Raw genomic sequence first — 19,006 nt, 5'->3', positions numbered from 1 at the left:
CGGACGGAACGGTCCCGCTTCCCAGGAGTCATCAGCTCGACGAGCGATTGCGGTGGACTCCATCACCGGTTCAGGAGTCATCAGGTCCTGACGGGCCCCTTCAGGCGGACTCCATCGCCGGGTCGGTCTCTCATGTTCGTTTCAACGGGTTCTCGAAGATCGCCGCCTTCCCCAGCTCGTGTTCGATCTCCAGCAGACGGTTGTATTTGCAGATGCGCTCGCTGCGGCAGGCCGAGCCGGTCTTGATCTGCCCCCCGCCCATGGCGACGGCGAAGTCGGCCAGGAACGTGTCCTCCGTCTCCCCGGAGCGGTGCGAGATCACGTAACCCCATCCCGCCCTGCGGCACAGGTTGATCGCCTCGATGGTCTCGGTGACCGTGCCGATCTGGTTGAGCTTGATCAGCACGGCATTGGCCGTATTCTCCCGGATGCCCCGGGCGATGTATTTCGTGTTGGTCACGAAGATGTCGTCTCCCACGATCTGAATGCGGCCCCCCTGCTTCGCCGTCTGTTCGCGGAAGCCGTCCCAGTCGTTTTCCGCCAGGCCGTCTTCGATCGAAACGATGGGATACTTGTCAAGCCATGAGCCGTACCAGTCGATCATCTCGGAGCTGCTCTTCTTTCCCTGCCCCGACTTGGCCAGGTTGTAGACCCCGTTCTCGCAGAAGGAGCTCGCGGCCGGGTCGAGGGCCAGCGCGATGTCCCGGCCGGGTGCGTAACCGGCCCGTTCAATGGCCGCCAGGATCAGCTCGCAGGCCTCGTCGTTGCTCTTCAGGTTCGGCGCGAACCCCCCCTCGTCGCCCACGCCGGCCGAGTAGCCTTTCTCGCCGAGGATGGTCTTGAGCGCGTGGAAGGTCTCCGCACCGTAGCGCAGGGCCTCGGCGAAGGACGAGGCGCCGACGGGCATGACCATGAACTCCTGCAGATCCACGCTGTTCGCGGCGTGCTTGCCGCCGTTGAGGATGTTCATCATGGGCACGGGGAGACGCAGGGCGTTGAACCCCCCCATGTAGGCATAGAGCGGAAGCCCTGCCGCCATGGCCGCCGCCCGGGCCACGGCCATGGACACGCTGACGATGGCGTTTGCGCCGAGACGGCTCTTGTTCGGCGTCCCGTCGAGATGGATCATCAGGCGGTCGATCTCCGCCTGCCGGCTCGGGTCCATGTCGATGAGCACGGGGGCGATGATCTCGCTGACGTTGGCCGCCGCCCTCATGACGCCCTTGCCGAGGTAGCGGCTCTTGCCGTCCCTGAGTTCCACGGCCTCGTTCTCGCCGGTCGATGCCCCCGACGGGCAGGAGGCGGAAGCCGTCATGCCGTTGTCGAGCGTCACGTAGGCCTTGACTGTGGGGTTTCCCCGGGAATCGAGGATTTCCATGGCGCGGATCGACTTGATTTTCGTGCCCATTGCGCATCTCCTGTCCCTGCCGGCTGCGGTTCCGTCAACCCGCCGACAGCTCATCCGAGTGTCTCTTCAGCTCGGCGATCATCCCCCGGATCTCGTCCGTCCGCCCCCGGGCGGCGGACAGCAGCGATTCGATGGTCGCCGTCTCGTCCTTGACGTACTGCGCCGCCTGTTTGTGCATCCCGTCGATGGCCGCGTTGATCCGGTCCTCCCACTGGGCCGCCAGGCGGTTGATGTTGGTCTCCACCTCCCAGGGGATCTTTTCGAGGAACCGTTTCTCGAAGGCCCGCCGGAACAGGAACATGGGGATGAGGAACCAGATGAGGTCCAGGTTGTAGTTGGACGCCCGGAACGTCCGGATGTCGGGCTGCTCGGGCTCCGCGATCCGGATGTCCCACTCCGCCTCGGCGAGGCTCACGCCCAGCACCTTCTGCACGTTGCCGTTGAGGATCACGCGGAAGGCCTCCAGGGAGCGGGCGAGGCCCGCGTGGGCCTTCTTGAGCGTCCCGTAGAAGTTGCGGTGCTGCTTTTTCGAGAGGCGCCGCATCTCCTCGGTCATCGTGTCGGCCACCCACTGCTCGTAGCGGCGCGTGAGCTGCCAGAGGTTTCCCCGCCAGGACTTCATCTCCGTCTCGAGCCGCCCCATGACCTCGGTCCAGAGGGGCTTCATGAACCCCTGCAGGACGTTCATGATGAAGACACGCGTCTGCTTCTGGTTCTCCCGGCAGATGAAGAAGAGCTGCTCCCGCATGGACTCGAAGCTCACCTTCTCGTCGAGGATCTGCCGGCGGAGGCTCTCGCGGTCCTCGTCGGCCTGCAGGGACGTCTTCAGGGCGATCTCCAGGTAGCCGAGGCACGCCCGGATGATCGAATTGGCCTTGTGCTGGAGTATCTTGCGGAACTCGAAGTCCCGGTTCAGGGCCAGCTTGAAGAAGAGCTCGGCCTCGAGCCGTTGCCGGAACTTCACCGTGTCCGTCTTCGTCGAGTAGAGGAAGATGGGGAACTCCCGGTTCAGCTCCCTCTTCAGGGTGTCCTCGAAGAACCGGACCACTTCCTCCTGCTGGGACGGCGTGAGCAGGTCCGCCTTCGTGAGCAGCAGGATGATCCTCGGGGTGTACTGCGTGAGCTCGCGGATGAGCTGCACGTCGTTTTCCGACAGGGGCCGGTCTGCGCTCACGGCCAGGACGGCCGCGCCCACCTCGGGAAGCCAGTTGGCCGACACCTCCATGTGGGCCTTGAAGACGCTCCCCAGGCCGGGCGTGTCGACGAGGCGCAGCCCCGCGTAATCGGCCAGGCTCGGCAGCTCGATGTCGACGGTCTCGACGTTCTTCTCGTTCGAGGGGTTCTTCGCCTCGGAGGTGTACTCGTCGAGGGCGCCCACGGGGATCTCCTTCGTCGAGCCGTCGTAGAAGGAGATGACGGCGCGCTCGCGCTCGCCGTACCGCAGGCGGGTGATGACCGTCGTGACGGGGATGACGCCCACGGGCAGCACGTCCCGCCCGATCAGGTTGTTGACGAAGGAACTCTTGCCGGCCTTGAACTGGCCGAGGATGGCCACGTCGATGGGGGGGTTCTCGACGAAGAGCCCCTCGCAGGCCTCCAGCTGGCGGTTGAGCGAGAGGATCTGCATCCGGTCGCAAACGGACCGGACCTGCTGCAGGCCCTTCTGTGCGACGTGCTGGATAGAAGACGGCGTCATGGTTTCCGCTGGTGGGGCCATAAAAAAACTCCTCCGGGGCATTCACCGCAGAGGAGTTATCAGCCTGGTTGGCGGTTAAGGGCGAACTCCATCACCGCGTTCCGGATACCCCAGCGGACGTTCCTTTGTCAAGCACTTTGTGCGCCCCGGCTTGCAATCGAATGGGCTCAAGAACGGGGGGGATGCAACCGATAGAGATGGAAAGTCCAAACCCTTTTCACGGGACCGGGAGGACACGATGCAGCACCCCGTTTTGGATCGGACCCTCGAAACCCTTGACCTGATGGCCCGGGCCGAGGAAACCGTTCAACGTCTCTACGCGACCTGCGCCGTCCTCTGGAAGGAGGACGAGGAATTCTGGCGGGGGCTCGCCGCGGAGGAAAGGCGCCATGCGAGGCACATCCGGTCGATGATCGCGGGCATCACGGCCAATCCCGGCCGGTTCCAGCCCGGGCGGCCTTTCAGCGCGCCGGCGCTCAGGACGTTCATCGACGGCATCGAGCGGGACATCGCCGGCGTGCAGCAGGCCGGCGTCCCGCAGATGAAAGCCCTGCGCCTCGCCCTCGACATCGAGCAGGCCGTCATCGAGGCACGGTTCACGGACATCGTGCAGACGGATGACCCCGGGTTCCGGTCTCTCGTCGATGAAATCGTGAACGACACGGTCTCCCATCGCCGGCTGCTGGAGCGGAAGATCGCCGAGCGGCGGCCGGCCGCCGGGCGATGATCAGCCGCCGCAGGGCAGTCACGCGAAAGGCCGGAGGGGCATGCCCCCCGGCCTCCTGTCTCTGCGTTCCCCTCTTTCCCCGGCCCCTGCGCCGCCGGTTCAGCCCCCCGTCACGACGATGAGATTGAAGACGGACTTCCAGGTCAGGGGCTTCACGATGGTGTCCTTGCCGAGCCTGCCGGCGAGGGCCCTGGCCTCCTTCTTGTACTTCTCAGCAAAGTAGACCGTGTTGGCGGGGTAATCGGAGCTCTCGGCCATCCCGACGTTCTCCACCTTGTACCCCAGGGCCGTGAGACGTTTCGCCATCCGGCGGGCGGAGTCGATTTTCCCGTCGCCGGAGAGCACCTTGAGGCGGATGGATTTGAGCCCCGCCGGGCGGGCCGCGGCGGGGGCGTCACGAGGCCCGCCGTCGCCGGATCTCGCAAGCTGGGCCTTCATGCGGCCGACCTCCTCGACCATCGCGGCCTGCCTGGCATCCTGCTTCGCGATCTCCTCGGATTTGAGCCGCAGCATGTCGTCCCTGGCGGCGACCTGCCTTTTCAGGTCCTCGTTTTCCGCCTGCAGCGCCTCGTTCCTCGCGGCCAGATCCTTGTTCCTGCGCTCGAGGTCGGAGACGGACTTGGCGAGCTGGCTCGCCTCCTCCTCCTTCTGGTCGTATGCGCTCTTCGTGACCATGCAGCCCGAAAGGACCGTCATCAGAACAAGCAGTGAAACCAGGCATGCCAAGCGGCTGAGCATGGGACCTCCTTCCCCTCCGGACCGGTCCGCGTCGGGCACCCGGGGGGCGCCCGGCGACGGCACGCTATCCCTTGCAGCTGTATGGGTAGAAGTGATGGTAACAGTATCCGCCGGGATCGCTCTGCTGCATCTCCACATCGATCATGCACTGGCCGATCATCTTCTTGGCCGCCGCCTCGTAATCCGGCCTCTTCTCCTCGACCGCCTTGCAGGCCATGCAGATGACGGCATCGTCATAGACGGAGAGAATCCGCAGATCCCCGGGGCCCATTCCCTTTTTGCACCTCGGGCACTCCGTGGCGCAACTGACCTTTTTTTCCCACTCCGTGCTCATCGAACCCTCCTCCCCTTGCCGGAAATGTCAGCACCCGACCCTTTTACTCAAAAACGGGCCTCCCTGTCAATGCGTCACCGCGCAGGACATGGAAAATCCGGGACGGATGTGCTACAAGAGGCGCTCAACGAATCCGCGTACGGGGGAACACGGCATGAGCTACATCCTGCGGACGCCGGCGGGCACCTTCACGATCGAACCCGACGAGGCGGATTGGACGATGGTCAAGCTCTGCATCGGGGGCATCTGGCTCGCCTCGTTCGAGACCGCCGAGGAGGCGGCCTTCGCCGTGACGAAGCGCGAGACGGGGTGGCCGGACTGGGACCGGGCGACAGGGGGCGAATGCCCCTCGTGCCTCGCCGATTGGGAAGAGTGCTGAGCCCCTCAAGTTCGCCCTGGCGCTGCCGATAGGCAGTGAGAAGGACGACACGGGGGTTTCGGCATGTCGGAAGCGATCAACACGGCCCTCTCGGCCCTGAGGGCAAACCTCAGGAAGCTCGACGTCACGGCGAACAACATCGCCAACGCCGGCACGCACGACTTCAAGAAAAGCAAAGCTTCCCTCGAGGAGACGGCTCCGGCCGGGGTGAAGGTCACCCTCACCCGCATCGAGACGCCCGGCGCCCCGCTGCCTCCCGACGAGACCCTCGGGGAGGGACACGAGATGTCCAACGTCTCCCTGGAGGAGGAACTCGTCGACCTGATCACGGTGCGGCACGCCTTCGCCGCCGGCGTCAGGACGATCCGGGCGGAAGACGAGATGCAGGGCACGCTTCTCGACATCCTGGTCTGAGCCGGTCCCGGGCCTTGCCCGCCGAACTTCTTTTCTCACCGCGCCCGCCTGTGCTATAAGAGACCGTGCACAGTTTCCACCGTCCCGGGAGCGGCGGCCTCATGACATCCCTGCGGGAGTCCATCATCGACTTCATCTACCGGTCGGCCACGGCACCCGCCCCCGTCCGCAAACGGCTCGCCCCCCTTGGCGGCGCCTTCTTCCTCGGCCTGATCCTGCTCGGGATCGCCGCGTCGCTTGCCGCCGACCGCTTCCTCGCGCTTCCGCCGCTCGGGTCATGGCCCGGCTCACTTTTTCTCGCTCTGCCCCTGCTGGGCGCGGGAGCGGCCCTGTGGCTCTGGTCCGTCGTGCAGTTCGTGCGGGCCAAGGGGACCCCCGTCCCCCTCGACCCGCCGCCCCGGCTGATCCGGGAGGGACCGTACCGGTACGTCCGCAACCCCATGCTGGCGGGCGTCTTTCTGATGCTCCTGGGTCTCGGGGTGCTGATGCGGTCCTGGTCGCTTACCGCCGTCTTCACCCCGCTGTTCATCGTCGCGTCACTGATCGAGTTCAAGCTCATCGAGGAGCCGGAACTGGAACGGAGGCTGGGAGACCCCTACCGGGAGTACCGGGCGCGGACGCCCATGCTGATCCCGCGGCTGCGGTCATCGCGGCTGCTGCTCTGGGCCCTGCCCGTCTTGCCCGTGGTGATGCCGACCCTGAAGTCGCCCGGTCCCGCGCTCGAGACGATCAAGCTGCCGCCGGGGTTCCGGATCGAGATCTACGCCTCGGGGATCAACGGCGCCCGCTCCATGGCGCTCGGCCCCCCGGGCGTGCTGTTCGTCGGGACGAAAAGCGAGGGGAAGGTCTACGCCGTCATCGACCGGGACGGCGACCAGAAGGCCGACGAGGTGCTCACGATCGCCCGCGGCCTCAACATGCCCAACGGGGTGGCGTACCGGGACGGGTCCCTGTACGTGGCCGAGGTGAGCCGCATCCTGCGGTTTGACGGCATCCCCGAGCGGCTCCGCAACCCGCCCAAGCCCGTGGTCGTGAGCAGGGCCTTCCCCAAGGACCGGCACCACGGCTGGAAGTACATCGCCTTCGGGCCCGACGGGCTGCTCTACGTCCCCGTGGGTGCCCCCTGCAACGTCTGCGAGAAGAGGGACAAGCGCTACGCCTCGATCATGCGGATGAAGCCGGACGGCAGGGACCTGGAAATCTTCGCCTCGGGCGTGCGCAACACCGTGGGGTTCGACTGGCACCCGGAAACCGGCGAGCTGTGGTTCACCGACAACGGGCGGGACTGGATGGGCGACGACCGGCCGCCCGACGAGCTGAACCGCGCCCCGCGCAAGGGTCTGCATTTCGGGTTCCCCTACTGCCACGGCGACATCCTGGATGCCTCCTACGGGAGGAACCGGGACTGCAGCCAGTTCACGGCCCCGGCGATCCACCTCGGGCCCCACGTCGCCGCACTGGGCATGAAGTTCTACACGGGGACCATGTTCCCCGCCGAATACCGCAACCAGGTGTTCATCGCCGAGCACGGCTCGTGGAACCGAAGCACGCCGATCGGGTACCGGATCACCCTGGTGCGGCTCGAGGGCAACCGGGCCGTCAGCTACGAGACCTTCGCCGAGGGCTGGCTCGAGGGGATCTCGGCCTGGGGACGCCCCGTGGACGTGCTGGTGATGCCCGACGGCGCACTGCTCGTCTCCGACGACCGGGCCGGGGCGATCTACAGGATTTATTACAAAGAATAGGCATCAGGCTCGAGGCATCAGGAAAAGGAAGACCCCATCATCCGGTTTTTCTCCTGCCTGGCGCCTCGTGCCTGAAGCCTCATGCCTGTCTTCAAGGAGGACCCATGAACTTTGCGACATTGCAGGACGCACTCACGTTCGCCATGGAAAAGGAGAAAAGGGCAAACGAGCTCTATCTTCTCTTCCGCGGCAAGGTGAAGGACGAGGGAGCCAGGACGCTGCTGCAGGAACTCGCGGACCAGGAGATGGGGCACTGGAGGATGATCCGCGAGGCGCTCGAAAGCGGCTCCGTCGAGGGAATCGCCGCGAAGGCGAAGGGACGCGACATCCAGCTGTCGGACACCATGGTCGAGATCGAGCTCACCCCGGACAGCACCCCGCAGGACATCATGGTCTTCGCCATGCAGATGGAAAAGAAGGCCCTCGACTTCTACGCGGGGCTGCGCGACCGCTACAGGGGCACGGACCTCGAGGCCCTGTTCGACCGGCTGGCCCGGGAGGAGATGCGGCACAAGGAGATCCTGGAAAAGGAGTACGAGCAGCACTTCGCGCAGTGGATGTAAACGGGACAGGCAAAAGGCTCAAGGCATAAGGCAAAGGGCTCAAAGCAAAGAAAAGAGAACGGGGAATTTATGAAGTTCAGGAAATACGTCGAGAACCTGGTCGGCACGGTGGGCGAGCTTTCGGCCGATGACGTCACGTACGTGTTCACCGTGCGCCCGGGGGCGGAGCCGAAAAGCCCGGCGAAGCTGGTCAAGGCGGACGAGGATTTCGTCACCGTCGAGGTGACGTTCCGGCGGGTGAAGGTCCACCGGGTCATCCCGCTCGCGGTCTTTTCGCTGTGCATCGCTGAGGAATAAAAAAACGCGCCGCGCGCTCACCGGCTCCCCCCGGTGAACCACGGCACGTCAGGCAGGAGAGATTGAGAAATCGAAGCTACTCGATGATGGCGTAGAGCCAAGCACCGACAATCGAAAAGCTGACCGTTATGACGAAGAGGTACTCGTACACGCCTGCGCCTCCGGTTGTTGACTAAGGCTAACCAGGGTACCGTGCCTGACGAATACCCCAGTCAGCTCATGAGCTCCCGGTCGATAGCTTCCTCTGTCAATGGTAACCGCTTTGACCCCTCCCGGGGTGCTGTCCGGGTTCATCATGAGATGCTGAAGCTAGCGGGAGCGTCATTTTCTCTTCAACCCTGTTATCGGCAGGTTTGGACCCGGCCTTTAGGGTTTCGCGAAAACGCGTCTTTCGGGACCATGTTTTTTGCTAAAATCGTGCCATCTGTCTTTCGTCGGCTCACTTGACAGACAGGTCCGGGTGCTTTATTCTTCGCCCGTCGAAAGAGTCTTACGGAAGCTCTCTACGGGTCACAGCAGACCAAGACCGTCGAGGAACATCCCGTTCGATACCGGCGGGAAGCGGGCCATCCGTGTTTCGATCGGGAAAAACGTAAAAAGGAGAAGAACCCATGGTATCCAGACTTCGCAACCCCCTCCTTGCACTGGGCGTCGCCCTCTACCTGTCCTGCCTCATGGTCTCCCCCGCCGTCGCCGGCATGGTGGGATCGGTGACCTCCCAGGGTGCAGCCACCGAGACCCGACAGGACGAGTTGAGCCGGATCCAGCGGGCGCTGGAGACGGAGATCGTCAAGGAAAAGCTCAAGGCCTACGGTCTGACCCCCGGCGAGATCGAGCAGAAGCTCCAGGGACTCTCGGATGAGCAGATTCACATGCTCGCCCAGGCCTCGGACCGGGTGCTGGCCGGCGGCGATGCGCTCGGCGTCGTCATCGCCATCCTGGTGATCATCCTGCTGGTGATCCTGATCCTGAAGCTGACAGACAAGAGCATCGTGATCAAGTAAGGCGCCTTGAAGAGAATCGCCCTTCTGCTGCTTCTCACGGCTTCGAACGCCCTCGCTCTCGAGATCGAGGGCGTTCCTTTCGTGAAACAGGACTCGCAGTTCTGCGGCCCGGCGGCGCTTGCCTCCGTGATGACCTACCACGGGGTCCAGACGGACCAGAAAACGGTCGGGGCCGCCGTGCACAGCGAAAAGCTCCAGGGGGCCCTCATCACCGACCTGGAGCGCTTCGCCCGGGAAGCGGGCCTCGAGGCGAAATCGGGCCGGGGGACCCCGGAGGGGCTCAAGGCGGCAATCGACCGGGGACGGCCCGTCATCGTGCTCGTGGACCTCGGCCTCTGGGTGGTCTCGAGGCCCCACTACTTGGTGGTCTTCGGATACGACGGCGAGGGGTTCATCGCGCACGACGGCGCCACTCCGGGCAACCGCTACCCCTACGCCCGCTTCGCCGAGATCTGGGGGAAGATGGGGAATGCCTACCTGCTCGTGCACAAGTAACGGCGAAAGGCAAAGGACGCAAGGCAAGGGGCTGATGCAGAGGCTTCTTCTGCTGTTTGCCGTCCTCGTCCTGGCGGGCTGCGCGATGCCGAAGATCATCATCCTCGACGACCCGCTGACGGCCCAGCAGCACAACGACCTCGGCGTGGCCTACGAGGAGAAGGGCGACTTCGCCCTGGCCGAGAAGGAATACGAGAAGGCCCTGAAGAAGAACCGGGAGTGGGTGATCCCCTACCTGAACCTCGGGCACCTCTACTACCGGCAGAACAGGCTCGACCGGGCGGAGCACATCCTGCGCGAGGGCCTGCGGGCCAGGGGCGACCACCCCGACCTGCTCAACAACCTCGCCTGGGTCCTCATGGAAAAGGGACGGCTCGAGCACGCGCAGTACCTCGTCGACAAGGCCATCGCCATCGAGGACAAGGAGGAATACCGCGACACCCGCCGGGAGATCCTCGAGCGCATGAAAGAGAAGTAGGGCGCTTACTCCGCAAACACCTCCATCACCGCCTCGGCCATGAGGCGGTAGCCCTCCACCGTCGGGTGCACCCCGTCGAACTGGACGAGCTCCTGGAAGTCGACGGCGCCGGAGAGCACCTGCCTGCGCCAGCGCTCGTGGACGCGGGCGATGGGCAGGCCGAATTTCTCCGCCATCTCCTCGAGCTTGCCGTAGAAGAACTTCTCGACGAAGTCGTAGGACTGCGGGTCGTCGAGCCAGACAGCCGTGACGAGGACGACCTCGGCCTTCGTGTTCTTCCGGATCCCGGCGATCATCTCCTGGATGTTGCGGCCGAAGAGCTCCGACGAGAAGCCGCAGAAGGCGTCGTTGAGGGCGAACTCAATGAGGACGCAGTCCGGGCCGTAGAAATAGACGTCTGATTCGATCCGGTCGAGGCCCCCCGAGGCCGTGTCGCCGGGGATCCCCTTGTTGACGATCTGGAAGGAGGCCTTCGGGTAGCGCTTCCGGAGCATCTCCCGGAGGAAATCGAGATAGCCCTTGCTGACCATCCAGCCGTAGGTAAGGGAGTCGCCGATGGCGACGATCTTCACGTCCTCGCCCGCCTTGAGCTTCGCGATCGTCTTCTCTGCCCGGACCATGCCCGCCTCCCGTGGAAAAAGGTCTACGGGAAAATACCCGATCTGCCGATAGGTGTCGAGAGAAAAGGGCGGCCCGGCCCGCTGCATGCTTATTGCATGATGCAGAATCGGGCGTGCAGAGAAGAATCCCGGTTCTTCTCCATTGCTTAGCTTCCTAACTTCCCAGCTTCACAACTTCTTCATTCAGGCGGAGGGACGCAGACGATGGGGACCGACAATCTCGTATTCCTGGAAGTGCTGGAGTGGTTCGACGAGACGGGGCAGGAGCTCGTGCACCGCATCCCCGAGAAGGGCTCGGGGGAGATCAAGTACGGCGCCCAGCTCACCGTGCGGGAGAGCCAGTCGGCCGTGTTCTTCTACCAGGGCAAGGCCTACGACGCCTTCGGCCCGGGGCGGCACACGCTCACGACGCTCAACATCCCCATCCTCACCAAGGTCCTGAGCCTCCCCTGGGGCATGACGAGCCCCCTGCGGGCCGAGGTTTACTTCGTCAACATGAAGCTCTTCCCCAACCTCAAGTGGGGGACGCGCGACCCCGTCGCCTTCCGGGACTCCGAGCTGGGCCTCATCCGCCTGCGCGCCCATGGCGTCTACAGCATCCAGGTGCTGCAGCCCGCCCTGCTGGTCAACCGCCTCGTCGGCACGCAGGGCATGTACGGCACCCCGGAGATCGAGGACTACCTGAGCCAGGCCATCGTCTCGCGGTTCAACGATCTGATGGGCGAGACGATCGATACCGTCTTCAAGCTCCCGGGCCGCTACGAGGAGCTCTCCGCGGGGCTCGTGAAGCGGCTCCAGGAGGACTTCAGCCACTTCGGCCTGGGGCTGCAGGCCCTCTACATCAACTCCATCACGCCGCCCGCGGAGGTGCAGAAGGCCATCGACGACAAGAGCCGGCTTGCCGTCTTCGACGACGTGAACAAGCTGCTCAAGGTCAAGGCCGCCATGGCCCTCGAGAAGGCCGCCGAGACGAAGACCGAGGCGGGCGCGGCGCTCGGGATGGGCCTGGGGCTCATGATGCCCGCCTTCTTCACGGAGTACATGCGGCAGGGCGGCCGCGCCGAGGCCATGACATGCCCGGAGTGCAGGGGGCCCGTCACGGCCGACGCGAAGTTCTGCCCGGGCTGCGGCCACCAGCTCGTCGTCTTCAACCGCTGCCCCCGGTGCGGCAAGAACCTCACGCCCCATGCGAAGTTCTGCTCGCGCTGCGGCGCACCCGCCGGCGAGGCCCCGGGCCCGAAAACCTGCCCGCAGTGCCGGGCCGAAAACCTGCCCGACTCGGTGTACTGCAATCACTGTGGAAACAAGATCGGATAGCCCGCGCTGGCAGATTGATCTCCAGTGCCCCCGCTGCGCAGGCCCCGTGAGCCTCGAGGAGACGGACCGGATCTTCACCTGCGCCTGGTGCCGGGTCAAGCTCTGCCTCGGCAGCCGCGGGCCGCTGGCATGCTTCATCCCGGCACCGGCAGAGGCGGGCGATGACCTCCTGTTCGTGCCCTACTGGAGGCTCAAGGGCATGGCCTTCTCCTGCATGCCCGGGGGCTCGATCGAGGCGGGCGCCGTCGATGTGAGCCACGTCGCGCTGGCCGCCCCTTCCCTTCCCTGGTCTCTCGGCATCCTGCCTCGGCTCGCGAGGCTCCGCTTCGTCTCACCCGACGTCCAGGGAACGTTTCTGGCGTCTTCCATCACGATCGGTCAGGCCCTCGACGGCTACGAGGCGAACATGAGGCAGCTGGGCGTCCCGCCCTGGACGGCCAAGGCCCATCACCGGGCCTGGATCGGCGAGCAGGTGAGCCTCCTGTACTATCCCCTGGTCCGCAGGGACGGGCAGATCGTCGACGCGCTCAGGGGAGGGCCCCTCATGCCCGCAGACCGGTGGGTGGCAATGTCGGCGGCGGTGAAACAACCCGAATCGACGGTCCGGTTCTTCGCGGCCACCTGTCCCGACTGCGGCTGGGACCTCGAAGGCGACAGGGACACCCTCGTTCTGGCCTGCCGCCATTGCGAGCGCGCCTGGAGGCGAAACGAGGAAGGCCTCGAGGACATCCCCTTCGCCGTGATGCCGGACGAGACGAAAGAGGAGAGGACCGGGCTTCCCTTCTGGCGCATCCGCGCCGCCGTGGAGGGGATCCCCCTCGAGACCGCTGCGGACCTCGTGCGCTTCTGCAATCTCCCCAGGGCCGCGGCCATGGAGAGCGCACCGCTGTACTTCTGGGTGCCCGCTTTCAAGTGCAACGCGGAGCTGTACCTGAGGCTGATCCGCCGGGTCACTCTGTTTCAGTGGGAGGGGGAATTCGGACAGCAGCTGGGCTCCCTGGCATGCCACCCCGTGACCCTGCCTGCCGACGAAGGCGTAGAAAGCCTGAAAACGGCCCTGGCCGATCTTGCCGCCGACAAGAGGACCGTATGGCCCAGGCTGGAGGAAATCAACATTACGGTGAGGGAGGCCCTGCTGGTCTACGTGCCCTTCCGGGTCAGGGGCGGGGAGCTGATCCAGCCGCAGATCCCGTTGGGGATCCAGAGGAAGGCGCTTCAGTACGGGTTGAATATCTGAGACCCTCAAAAAAGGGTGCCCCCCGCCTCCACTCTCTCCTTGCGCTACCTGTCTCCCTGGTTATCCTCTCTCCTGCAACAGGTGTTTATGAGGCGGGGGGCACACTATTCTGATGAGGAGAACAGAGGATCAGGGTTTCCCAAAGACCCCCGGATAAAGTCCGTAACCCGCGACGGCAAGCAGCAGGGTCACTTGGTCAGGAAGAAGCGGGCGCTCGGGCTCAGCGGCCGGGGCTCATCCCCGTCTTCCTCCCCCCTGTTCCCTTCCGGCTCAACGGCTTCTTCGACCCTGATCCGCTTGAATTCGTCCAAAAATCGAAGCCTCTTCTCCAAACCGGAGGAGGCCTGATCGTGATTCTTCATAAAGAAAGACTCCGACTGAACCGGCAATCCCGAACCCTCGTGCTGGCGGAGAGGGAAGCCGCGGCACACCTTCGTGCCGTCGATGCCTGTAATCCAAATCGGCCGAAAAGGCAATATCAGATTACACACGGCAAATTATCAGGGAATACCTGATATCCGCTATTCGTTTTGACTTGGAGGGGTTTAGAGCATTTGGGGGCGCTTCAGAATGTGGACAGGAGAAAAGACCGCAGGTTGGCCTTCTTGTTCTTGAGGCCCAGCTTGATCCGGATGTTGTCCCTGTGGAAGTCGACGGCCCTGGCCGAAACACCCAGGACCTCCGCGATTTCCTTGCTGGTCCTGCCCTCGCGGATCAGGCTCGCCACCTGGATCTCCTTCGGCGTGAGGTTCAGGTGCCGCGTCCCGAGGTTGCGCAGGAAGGGGGACAGGATGTCCTGCAAGTGGTCCTCGAGGATCTTCACGTAGGACGCCTGCTCCTCGGTCAGCCGGCTCTTCCGGAGTTTCTCCACGTAGGGCACCACGAGCTTTTTCACGTTGGAGAGGATCTTCTCCTCCAGTTCGCTCTTGTCCTCCTCGCGGTGCTTGAGCAGGACGCGGAGCGCCGTGTTCATCTCCTCGAGGTTGTGTGATTTCTGCTCCAGCTCCTCTTCGCGCGCCCTCAGGGCCTCCTCCATCCTGCGCCTCTCGGTGATGTCGCGGATCGACTCGATCGCCCCGATGACCCGTCCGGCCGAGTCCCGCAGGATGCTCGCGGTGCCGTGCAGGTACCGCTGCCCGCCCTTGAGGGCCGGCATGTAGGCCTCCCCCACGAGCCCCGTGTCGTGGCGCTCGGTCGAGACGTACATCCCCTCGTAGCGGCTGTCGGGGTTCAGGGCCAGGTCGATGAGGATGGGCCTGCGCTCGCCGTAGAACGGCAGCGCGTACTCGTAATCGCCCTTGCCGATCATCTCCGCGGCCGGGACCCCCGTCATCTCCTCGATGGCCCGGTTCCAGGCGATCACCCTGCCGCCCGCGTCGATGACGAAGGTGGCGTCGGGCAGGAAATTGATCACGTCGGCAAGGAACCGCTCCGACTCCCTGAGCCTCTCCTCGGCCTCCTTGCGCACGGTGATGTCCATGAGGGAGGCCACGCTCTTCTTCGTTCCCGGGATGAGCGAGACCGTCGCGGAGACGTTCCGCACGCGGCCGTCGCGGTCCCGGACCCGGATTTCGTAGTTGCGGGGCGCGAGGTCCGGGTCGACGCGGCGCTGCTGGTGGTACACCTTCATCTGCTCCACGTCGTCCTCGTGCATGAACTCGGTCCACCGCATGCGGCCTTCCACCTCGGCCTTCGAGTAGCCCGACTCCCGCGCGAACTGGTCGTTGACCATCGAGATGGTCATGTCCTCCTCGATGATCATCGTGGCGGTGCCCGTCGTCTGGAAGATCGCCCGGTAATGGGCCTCCGATTCCATGACGTCCCGCTGGGCCCGGAGACGGTCCGTGATGTCGTCGACCATTTCGATGGCCGCCGTGACGCGGCCGTCGCGGTCCAGGACGGGCGACGAGACGATGCGGTAATGCCGCACCCCGCCGGCCGCGGGCGTCTCGGTGACCGACTCGTGCACCTGCCCGTCCTGCAGCGTCTTAACCGTCGGGCACCAGGGACAGACCGAGTCGCGGGGCGGGTCGTTGAAGGCACGGTGGCACACGGGCCTCTGCGCGATGTCGATGCCGGGGAACCAGGTCCGCATCTGGCGGTTCAGGGCGAGGATCTCCATGTCGGGGCTGATCAGGGAAATGCCGATGCCCACGTTGTCGATGACGCTGCGGTACCGCTCCTCGGAGGCCGCAAGGGCCTCTTCGGCCCGCCTGCGTTCGACGATCTCCTCCTCGAGCTGGCGGTTCTTTGCCATGAGCTCCGCCGTCCGGATCTCCACCTCGTGCTCGAGACGGTCCAGGGCGTGCTTGAGATCGCTCTCGGTGCGCTTGGCATCGGTGATGTCCCGGATGAGGGCCTGCTTGGAGAGAGTGCCGTCGGGGTTTGTGACGGGCGTGTTCACGATGGCGTACCACCGCCTGTCCTTCGGGCTCTGGATCTCCCAGTGCACGGTCTCGCCGGCGAAGACGCGCTCGTTGATGCACCAGGGGCAGACCTCGTCGCGGCCGTGCAGCACCCGGTAGCAGGGCTGACCCGTGCCGTCGTACCCCGTTCGCTCGATGAGCCGCTCGCTCATGTACTCGATGCGGTAATCCCGGGAGCAGATGTAAATGAACCCGTCGAAGGCTTCGATCATGGCGCGCAGACGTGACTCGGCCACGGCAGGGCTCAGGCCGGGGACGGTTGCGCCGCGGCCGGTCCTCTTCGTGCGACTCCCCTCGCCTCTCGCCATCCCCTCCCCCCTAGTTCAACGGCCCGCGGGAGGCCTTGTCCGCCGTCGCATCCTCGGCGCCCTCCGCCCCGGCGGCACGGTACTGGGTCAGCTCCCAGCCGCCCTCACTGCGGCCGCATCGCAGCACGTAGACCCCGCCGTCATCGGCAAGCACCTTGAAATAATCGTGGTCCTCGCCGAACCAGCGGTCGAGGATCTCCACAACCTCGCGGCGCTTCTCGCCGAGGCGGAACCGCAGGGGCCGCTCGCCGGCCCGGTACCCGTCGTAGGTCTCCACACGGATCTTCATGTCGGAAAACCCCTCATGGCGGCAGCCGTTTTCACGCCTCGTCGCCGAAGAAGAAGAAGAAAAGCAGACATCCTTGTCCGACGGCCGGTGTCGTTTTTCGATCGTATCAGCCTGAAAGAAAATGTCAAGCCGCCCCGCTTCCGGGGCCGGATACGAAAAAAGCCGCCCGCTCGATTGAGGGGCGGCCCGTTTCGAAACGAGAAGTCACGATGCCTTCACGTCCTCGCCGTGCATCGCCTTGTCGACGATCATCGTCAGCGCTCCGTCGCCTGTCACATTGGCGGCCGTCCCGAAGGAATCCTGGATCATGAAGAGGGCCACCATGAGGCCCAGGCCCGACTGGTCCAGCCCGAGGGTGCTCTCCAGTATGCCCAGCGCCGCCGTGACCGATCCCCCCGGCACGCCGACCGCCGCGACCTCGATGAAGCCGAGCAGGATGATGAAGGGAAGGAACGTCTCCAGCGAGGGCGTCTGCCCCTTGGTCAGGATGGTCACGACCATGGCGGACATCGTGATCGCCGTCGCGGCCCCCGACAGGTGGACGACGTTGAACAGGGGGATGCAGAAGTTGACCGATTCCTTCCGAAGGAAGGGAACCTTGTGGGCGCACTCCAGGGCCACCGGGAGGGTGGCCGCGCTCGACATCGTCCCCATCGCCGTGAAGTAGGCAGGGAGCATCGCTTTCAGGACCGAAAAGGCGTTCTTGCGAGTGTAGATCGCGGCCAGGGTGTAGAGGACGGCGAGCCAGACCAGCTGCGTCGGGATGATGAGCAGCAGGACCATGAAAAACGCCTTGATCGTGGGGATGAGCTGCCCCTTGGCCGTGATGTCCATGAACACGGCGGCCACGAAGTAGGGGAACACGGGGATGAGGCCGTGCCGGATCAGGTCGCCGATGATGCCGTTGAATTCCTGGATGAAGCCCGAAATGGTCGGGCTCTGGATCCGGGTGACCCCCAAGCCCAGGATGATGGCGAAAACGAGGGCCCCCATGATGGAGATGGCCGCAGGGATCTCGATCCGCAGGTAGGGCGTGATCTTCACGGCCGAGACGACCGATTGCGGGACGATCCCCATGCTGGGGAGAAACGCCGAGGCCACGGAGAAGCCCAGAAGCTCGGCACAGATGGTCGAGACATAGGCCAGGACGAGCCCCAGCAGCAGGGCCTTGCCGGCCTGCTTGCCGAACTCGGCAACGCCCTTGGCCACGAAAGCGATGATGAGAAGAGGAATCACGAAGCGGATGTACTGTCCCAGGACGAACCCGACGCTGGAGAGGGTCTTGATCACCGGCATGGGCGCAAACAGCCCCAGCAGAATTCCCGCGACGATCCCGGCGAAGATTTTAAGAATGAGCCCCATAGCCTGTCTCCTTATAAAGTAATCGGACCGATCCGCCGGGTCCCGGTCATCGGGCCTTTGCCCGGCGTTTCCGGCCGCGAATAACGTTGCGCCCCGCCGTTCCTAGGTTCGGCTCCGGAGCAAATTCCCGATACGGTCCAGGACGAAAGAAACCTCCCGGTCGCCGATGTCGTTGTGGGTCACCATCCGCAGCGTGTGCTCTGTGCAGACCTTGGCCTTGATCCCGTAACCCAGGAGCCGCTCCGCAAAGAGCGGCGCCTTCCAGCCAACGGGACTCACGTCGAGGTTGACGATGTTGGTCAGGATCCCTCCCCGGTCCACCCGGATTCCCATGGCTTCGAGACCCCGTCTCATCGTCTCGGCACGGGCGTGATCCTCGGGAAGCCGCTCGACCATCTTCGTCAGGGCCAGGATGCCGGGAGCCGCAATGACGCCCGCCTGCCTCATACCGCCTCCGATCCGCTGCCGGATCCGCCGCGCCTCGTCGATGAAATCCCTCGACCCCATCAGCATCGAGCCGAGGGGGGCGGCGAGACCCTTGCAAAGGCAGACATCGACGGCGTCACAAAAGCTCGTCAGGTCGCGTACGGTCGTGTTGGTCGCCAGGGCCGCGTTGAAGATGCGAGCGCCGTCCATGAAGACGGGGATTCCGTGCCTGCGCGCAATCTCGATGGTCTCGGCATACCGGCTCTTCTCCACGGCGAGTCCCCGATCGAGATGAAAGGTGTTTTCCAGGCAGATCAGGCGGGTCCTCGCCCGCTGGACGCCGGGGGGCATGATCGCGCGGCTGAGTTCCTGCGGGTCGTAGACTCCCGTGTCGCTCTTCAGGGGCCGCGGCTGCGATCCGGACAGTGCGGAGATGCCTCCCGTCTCGAGATTGTAGATGTGGGAATCGGCCAGGACGACGATTTCGTCGCCGGGCTTCGTGTAGACCATCACGGCGATCTCGTTGCTCATCGTCCCGGAGATTGTCAGCAGGGCCGCTTCCTTCCCGAAGATTCCCGCTGCCAGCTCTTCGAGCTCGATGACCGTGGGATCGTCCCGCAGGATGTCGTCGCCGACGACGGCGTTTTTCATCGCCTCCCGCATCTCGGCGGTGGGTTTCGTGACCGTGTCGCTTCTCAAATCGATGATGGGTTCCATGATCGTCCTCCAGGAATCTGCGCTGC

Annotated in this window: 20 protein-coding genes; 11 read left to right on the top strand and 9 right to left on the bottom strand. The window is 64.6% G+C overall.

Annotated features, from left to right (window positions below):
* Positions 1–130: 130 nt before the first annotated feature.
* Both eno and HPY67_07840 read right to left on the bottom strand, forming a co-directional pair.
* Positions 131–1,408 carry a phosphopyruvate hydratase gene (eno, locus tag HPY67_07845; GenBank protein NPV04629.1) on the bottom strand — a complete coding sequence of 426 codons (1,278 nt, stop codon included), beginning with the start codon at positions 1,406–1,408 and terminating at the stop codon, positions 131–133.
* A gap of 34 nt (positions 1,409–1,442) precedes the next feature.
* Complete coding sequence (locus HPY67_07840; GenBank protein NPV04628.1) at positions 1,443–3,125, bottom strand: hypothetical protein; 1,683 nt, start codon at positions 3,123–3,125, stop codon at positions 1,443–1,445.
* A 217-nt stretch (positions 3,126–3,342) separates the two neighbouring features.
* Between HPY67_07840 and HPY67_07835 the strand changes: the two genes are divergently transcribed.
* The gene (locus tag HPY67_07835) at positions 3,343–3,831 is read left to right on the top strand and encodes a hypothetical protein (GenBank protein ID NPV04627.1); all 489 of its coding nucleotides are present in this window, start codon (positions 3,343–3,345) and stop codon (positions 3,829–3,831) included.
* A 99-nt stretch (positions 3,832–3,930) separates the two neighbouring features.
* Here the strand turns inward: HPY67_07835 and HPY67_07830 are convergent, their stop codons facing one another.
* Positions 3,931–4,569 (bottom strand): hypothetical protein, encoded by a 639-nt coding sequence (locus tag HPY67_07830; protein NPV04626.1) that lies wholly within the window; start codon positions 4,567–4,569, stop codon positions 3,931–3,933.
* A gap of 64 nt (positions 4,570–4,633) precedes the next feature.
* A complete protein-coding gene (locus HPY67_07825) occupies positions 4,634–4,903 on the bottom strand; it encodes a hypothetical protein (protein NPV04625.1) in 270 nt (89 codons plus the stop codon).
* Positions 4,904–5,057: 154 nt separating this feature from the next.
* Here HPY67_07825 and HPY67_07820 point away from each other — a divergent pair, with 154 nt between their 5' ends.
* The 8 genes from HPY67_07820 to HPY67_07785 all read left to right on the top strand — a co-directional run bounded on the left by HPY67_07820 (position 5,058) and on the right by HPY67_07785 (position 10,278).
* Positions 5,058–5,282, top strand: coding sequence for a hypothetical protein (locus tag HPY67_07820; GenBank protein ID NPV04624.1), 225 nt, complete (start codon positions 5,058–5,060; stop codon positions 5,280–5,282).
* Positions 5,283–5,345: 63 nt separating this feature from the next.
* Positions 5,346–5,696, top strand: coding sequence for a hypothetical protein (locus HPY67_07815; GenBank protein ID NPV04623.1), 351 nt, complete (start codon positions 5,346–5,348; stop codon positions 5,694–5,696).
* A gap of 101 nt (positions 5,697–5,797) precedes the next feature.
* Entirely contained in the window at positions 5,798–7,441 is a 1,644-nt protein-coding gene (locus HPY67_07810) for a hypothetical protein (GenBank protein ID NPV04622.1), read from the top strand.
* Positions 7,442–7,545: 104 nt separating this feature from the next.
* Positions 7,546–8,004 carry a ferritin family protein gene (locus HPY67_07805; GenBank protein ID NPV04621.1) on the top strand — a complete coding sequence of 153 codons (459 nt, stop codon included), beginning with the start codon at positions 7,546–7,548 and terminating at the stop codon, positions 8,002–8,004.
* A 69-nt stretch (positions 8,005–8,073) separates the two neighbouring features.
* A complete protein-coding gene (locus tag HPY67_07800) occupies positions 8,074–8,301 on the top strand; it encodes a hypothetical protein (GenBank protein NPV04620.1) in 228 nt (75 codons plus the stop codon).
* A 611-nt stretch (positions 8,302–8,912) separates the two neighbouring features.
* Positions 8,913–9,305: a PA2779 family protein gene (locus tag HPY67_07795; protein ID NPV04619.1), complete on the top strand. Its 393-nt coding sequence runs from the start codon at positions 8,913–8,915 to the stop codon at positions 9,303–9,305.
* Positions 9,306–9,311: 6 nt separating this feature from the next.
* Positions 9,312–9,800, top strand: coding sequence for a peptidase C39 (locus HPY67_07790; GenBank protein ID NPV04618.1), 489 nt, complete (start codon positions 9,312–9,314; stop codon positions 9,798–9,800).
* 34 nt (positions 9,801–9,834) lie between these two features.
* Positions 9,835–10,278, top strand: coding sequence for a tetratricopeptide repeat protein (locus HPY67_07785; GenBank protein ID NPV04617.1), 444 nt, complete (start codon positions 9,835–9,837; stop codon positions 10,276–10,278).
* Positions 10,279–10,283: 5 nt separating this feature from the next.
* Here HPY67_07785 and HPY67_07780 read toward each other — a convergent pair whose 3' ends face one another.
* A complete protein-coding gene (locus tag HPY67_07780) occupies positions 10,284–10,898 on the bottom strand; it encodes a hypothetical protein (protein ID NPV04616.1) in 615 nt (204 codons plus the stop codon).
* Between the two features lie 204 nt (positions 10,899–11,102).
* Between HPY67_07780 and HPY67_07775 the strand changes: the two genes are divergently transcribed.
* Positions 11,103–12,215 carry an SPFH domain-containing protein gene (locus HPY67_07775; GenBank protein ID NPV04615.1) on the top strand — a complete coding sequence of 371 codons (1,113 nt, stop codon included), beginning with the start codon at positions 11,103–11,105 and terminating at the stop codon, positions 12,213–12,215.
* 46 nt (positions 12,216–12,261) lie between these two features.
* Positions 12,262–13,452 carry a hypothetical protein gene (locus HPY67_07770; protein ID NPV04614.1) on the top strand — a complete coding sequence of 397 codons (1,191 nt, stop codon included), beginning with the start codon at positions 12,262–12,264 and terminating at the stop codon, positions 13,450–13,452.
* Between the two features lie 565 nt (positions 13,453–14,017).
* On the opposite strand, the gene HPY67_07765 is transcribed toward HPY67_07770, so the two are convergent.
* The 4 genes from HPY67_07765 to HPY67_07750 all read right to left on the bottom strand — a co-directional run bounded on the left by HPY67_07765 (position 14,018) and on the right by HPY67_07750 (position 18,980).
* Positions 14,018–16,186 carry a PAS domain S-box protein gene (locus HPY67_07765; GenBank protein ID NPV04613.1) on the bottom strand — a complete coding sequence of 723 codons (2,169 nt, stop codon included), beginning with the start codon at positions 16,184–16,186 and terminating at the stop codon, positions 14,018–14,020.
* Between the two features lie 10 nt (positions 16,187–16,196).
* The gene (locus HPY67_07760) at positions 16,197–16,475 is read right to left on the bottom strand and encodes a hypothetical protein (protein NPV04612.1); all 279 of its coding nucleotides are present in this window, start codon (positions 16,473–16,475) and stop codon (positions 16,197–16,199) included.
* Between the two features lie 204 nt (positions 16,476–16,679).
* On the bottom strand, positions 16,680–17,837 hold the full coding sequence (locus tag HPY67_07755) for a cation:dicarboxylase symporter family transporter (GenBank protein ID NPV04611.1): 1,158 nt from the start codon (positions 17,835–17,837) through the stop codon (positions 16,680–16,682).
* Positions 17,838–17,939: 102 nt separating this feature from the next.
* Positions 17,940–18,980: a threonine aldolase gene (locus tag HPY67_07750; protein NPV04610.1), complete on the bottom strand. Its 1,041-nt coding sequence runs from the start codon at positions 18,978–18,980 to the stop codon at positions 17,940–17,942.
* Between the last annotated feature and the right edge of the window lie 26 nt (positions 18,981–19,006).

Source organism: Syntrophaceae bacterium, from assembly GCA_013177795.1.
Classification (GTDB): domain Bacteria; phylum Desulfobacterota; class Syntrophia; order Syntrophales; family UBA2192; genus UBA2192.
Note: the sequence above shows the minus strand (reverse complement) of the source record. Positions and strands in the feature narration are given on the sequence as shown.

Excerpts from the sequence above, each read along its gene's own strand:
- eno (NPV04629.1), bottom strand. The coding sequence starts at position 1,408 with ATGGGCACGAAAATCAAGTCGATCCGCGCCATGGAAATCCTCGATTCC.
- HPY67_07840 (NPV04628.1), bottom strand. The coding sequence starts at position 3,125 with ATGGCCCCACCAGCGGAAACCATGACGCCGTCTTCTATCCAGCACGTC.
- HPY67_07835 (NPV04627.1), top strand. The coding sequence starts at position 3,343 with ATGCAGCACCCCGTTTTGGATCGGACCCTCGAAACCCTTGACCTGATG.
- HPY67_07830 (NPV04626.1), bottom strand. The coding sequence starts at position 4,569 with ATGCTCAGCCGCTTGGCATGCCTGGTTTCACTGCTTGTTCTGATGACG.
- HPY67_07825 (NPV04625.1), bottom strand. The coding sequence starts at position 4,903 with ATGAGCACGGAGTGGGAAAAAAAGGTCAGTTGCGCCACGGAGTGCCCG.
- HPY67_07820 (NPV04624.1), top strand. The coding sequence starts at position 5,058 with ATGAGCTACATCCTGCGGACGCCGGCGGGCACCTTCACGATCGAACCC.
- HPY67_07815 (NPV04623.1), top strand. The coding sequence starts at position 5,346 with ATGTCGGAAGCGATCAACACGGCCCTCTCGGCCCTGAGGGCAAACCTC.
- HPY67_07810 (NPV04622.1), top strand. The coding sequence starts at position 5,798 with ATGACATCCCTGCGGGAGTCCATCATCGACTTCATCTACCGGTCGGCC.
- HPY67_07805 (NPV04621.1), top strand. The coding sequence starts at position 7,546 with ATGAACTTTGCGACATTGCAGGACGCACTCACGTTCGCCATGGAAAAG.
- HPY67_07800 (NPV04620.1), top strand. The coding sequence starts at position 8,074 with ATGAAGTTCAGGAAATACGTCGAGAACCTGGTCGGCACGGTGGGCGAG.
- HPY67_07795 (NPV04619.1), top strand. The coding sequence starts at position 8,913 with ATGGTATCCAGACTTCGCAACCCCCTCCTTGCACTGGGCGTCGCCCTC.
- HPY67_07785 (NPV04617.1), top strand. The coding sequence starts at position 9,835 with ATGCAGAGGCTTCTTCTGCTGTTTGCCGTCCTCGTCCTGGCGGGCTGC.
- HPY67_07780 (NPV04616.1), bottom strand. The coding sequence starts at position 10,898 with ATGGTCCGGGCAGAGAAGACGATCGCGAAGCTCAAGGCGGGCGAGGAC.
- HPY67_07775 (NPV04615.1), top strand. The coding sequence starts at position 11,103 with ATGGGGACCGACAATCTCGTATTCCTGGAAGTGCTGGAGTGGTTCGAC.
- HPY67_07765 (NPV04613.1), bottom strand. The coding sequence starts at position 16,186 with ATGGCGAGAGGCGAGGGGAGTCGCACGAAGAGGACCGGCCGCGGCGCA.
- HPY67_07760 (NPV04612.1), bottom strand. The coding sequence starts at position 16,475 with ATGAAGATCCGTGTGGAGACCTACGACGGGTACCGGGCCGGCGAGCGG.
- HPY67_07755 (NPV04611.1), bottom strand. The coding sequence starts at position 17,837 with ATGGGGCTCATTCTTAAAATCTTCGCCGGGATCGTCGCGGGAATTCTG.
- HPY67_07750 (NPV04610.1), bottom strand. The coding sequence starts at position 18,980 with ATGGAACCCATCATCGATTTGAGAAGCGACACGGTCACGAAACCCACC.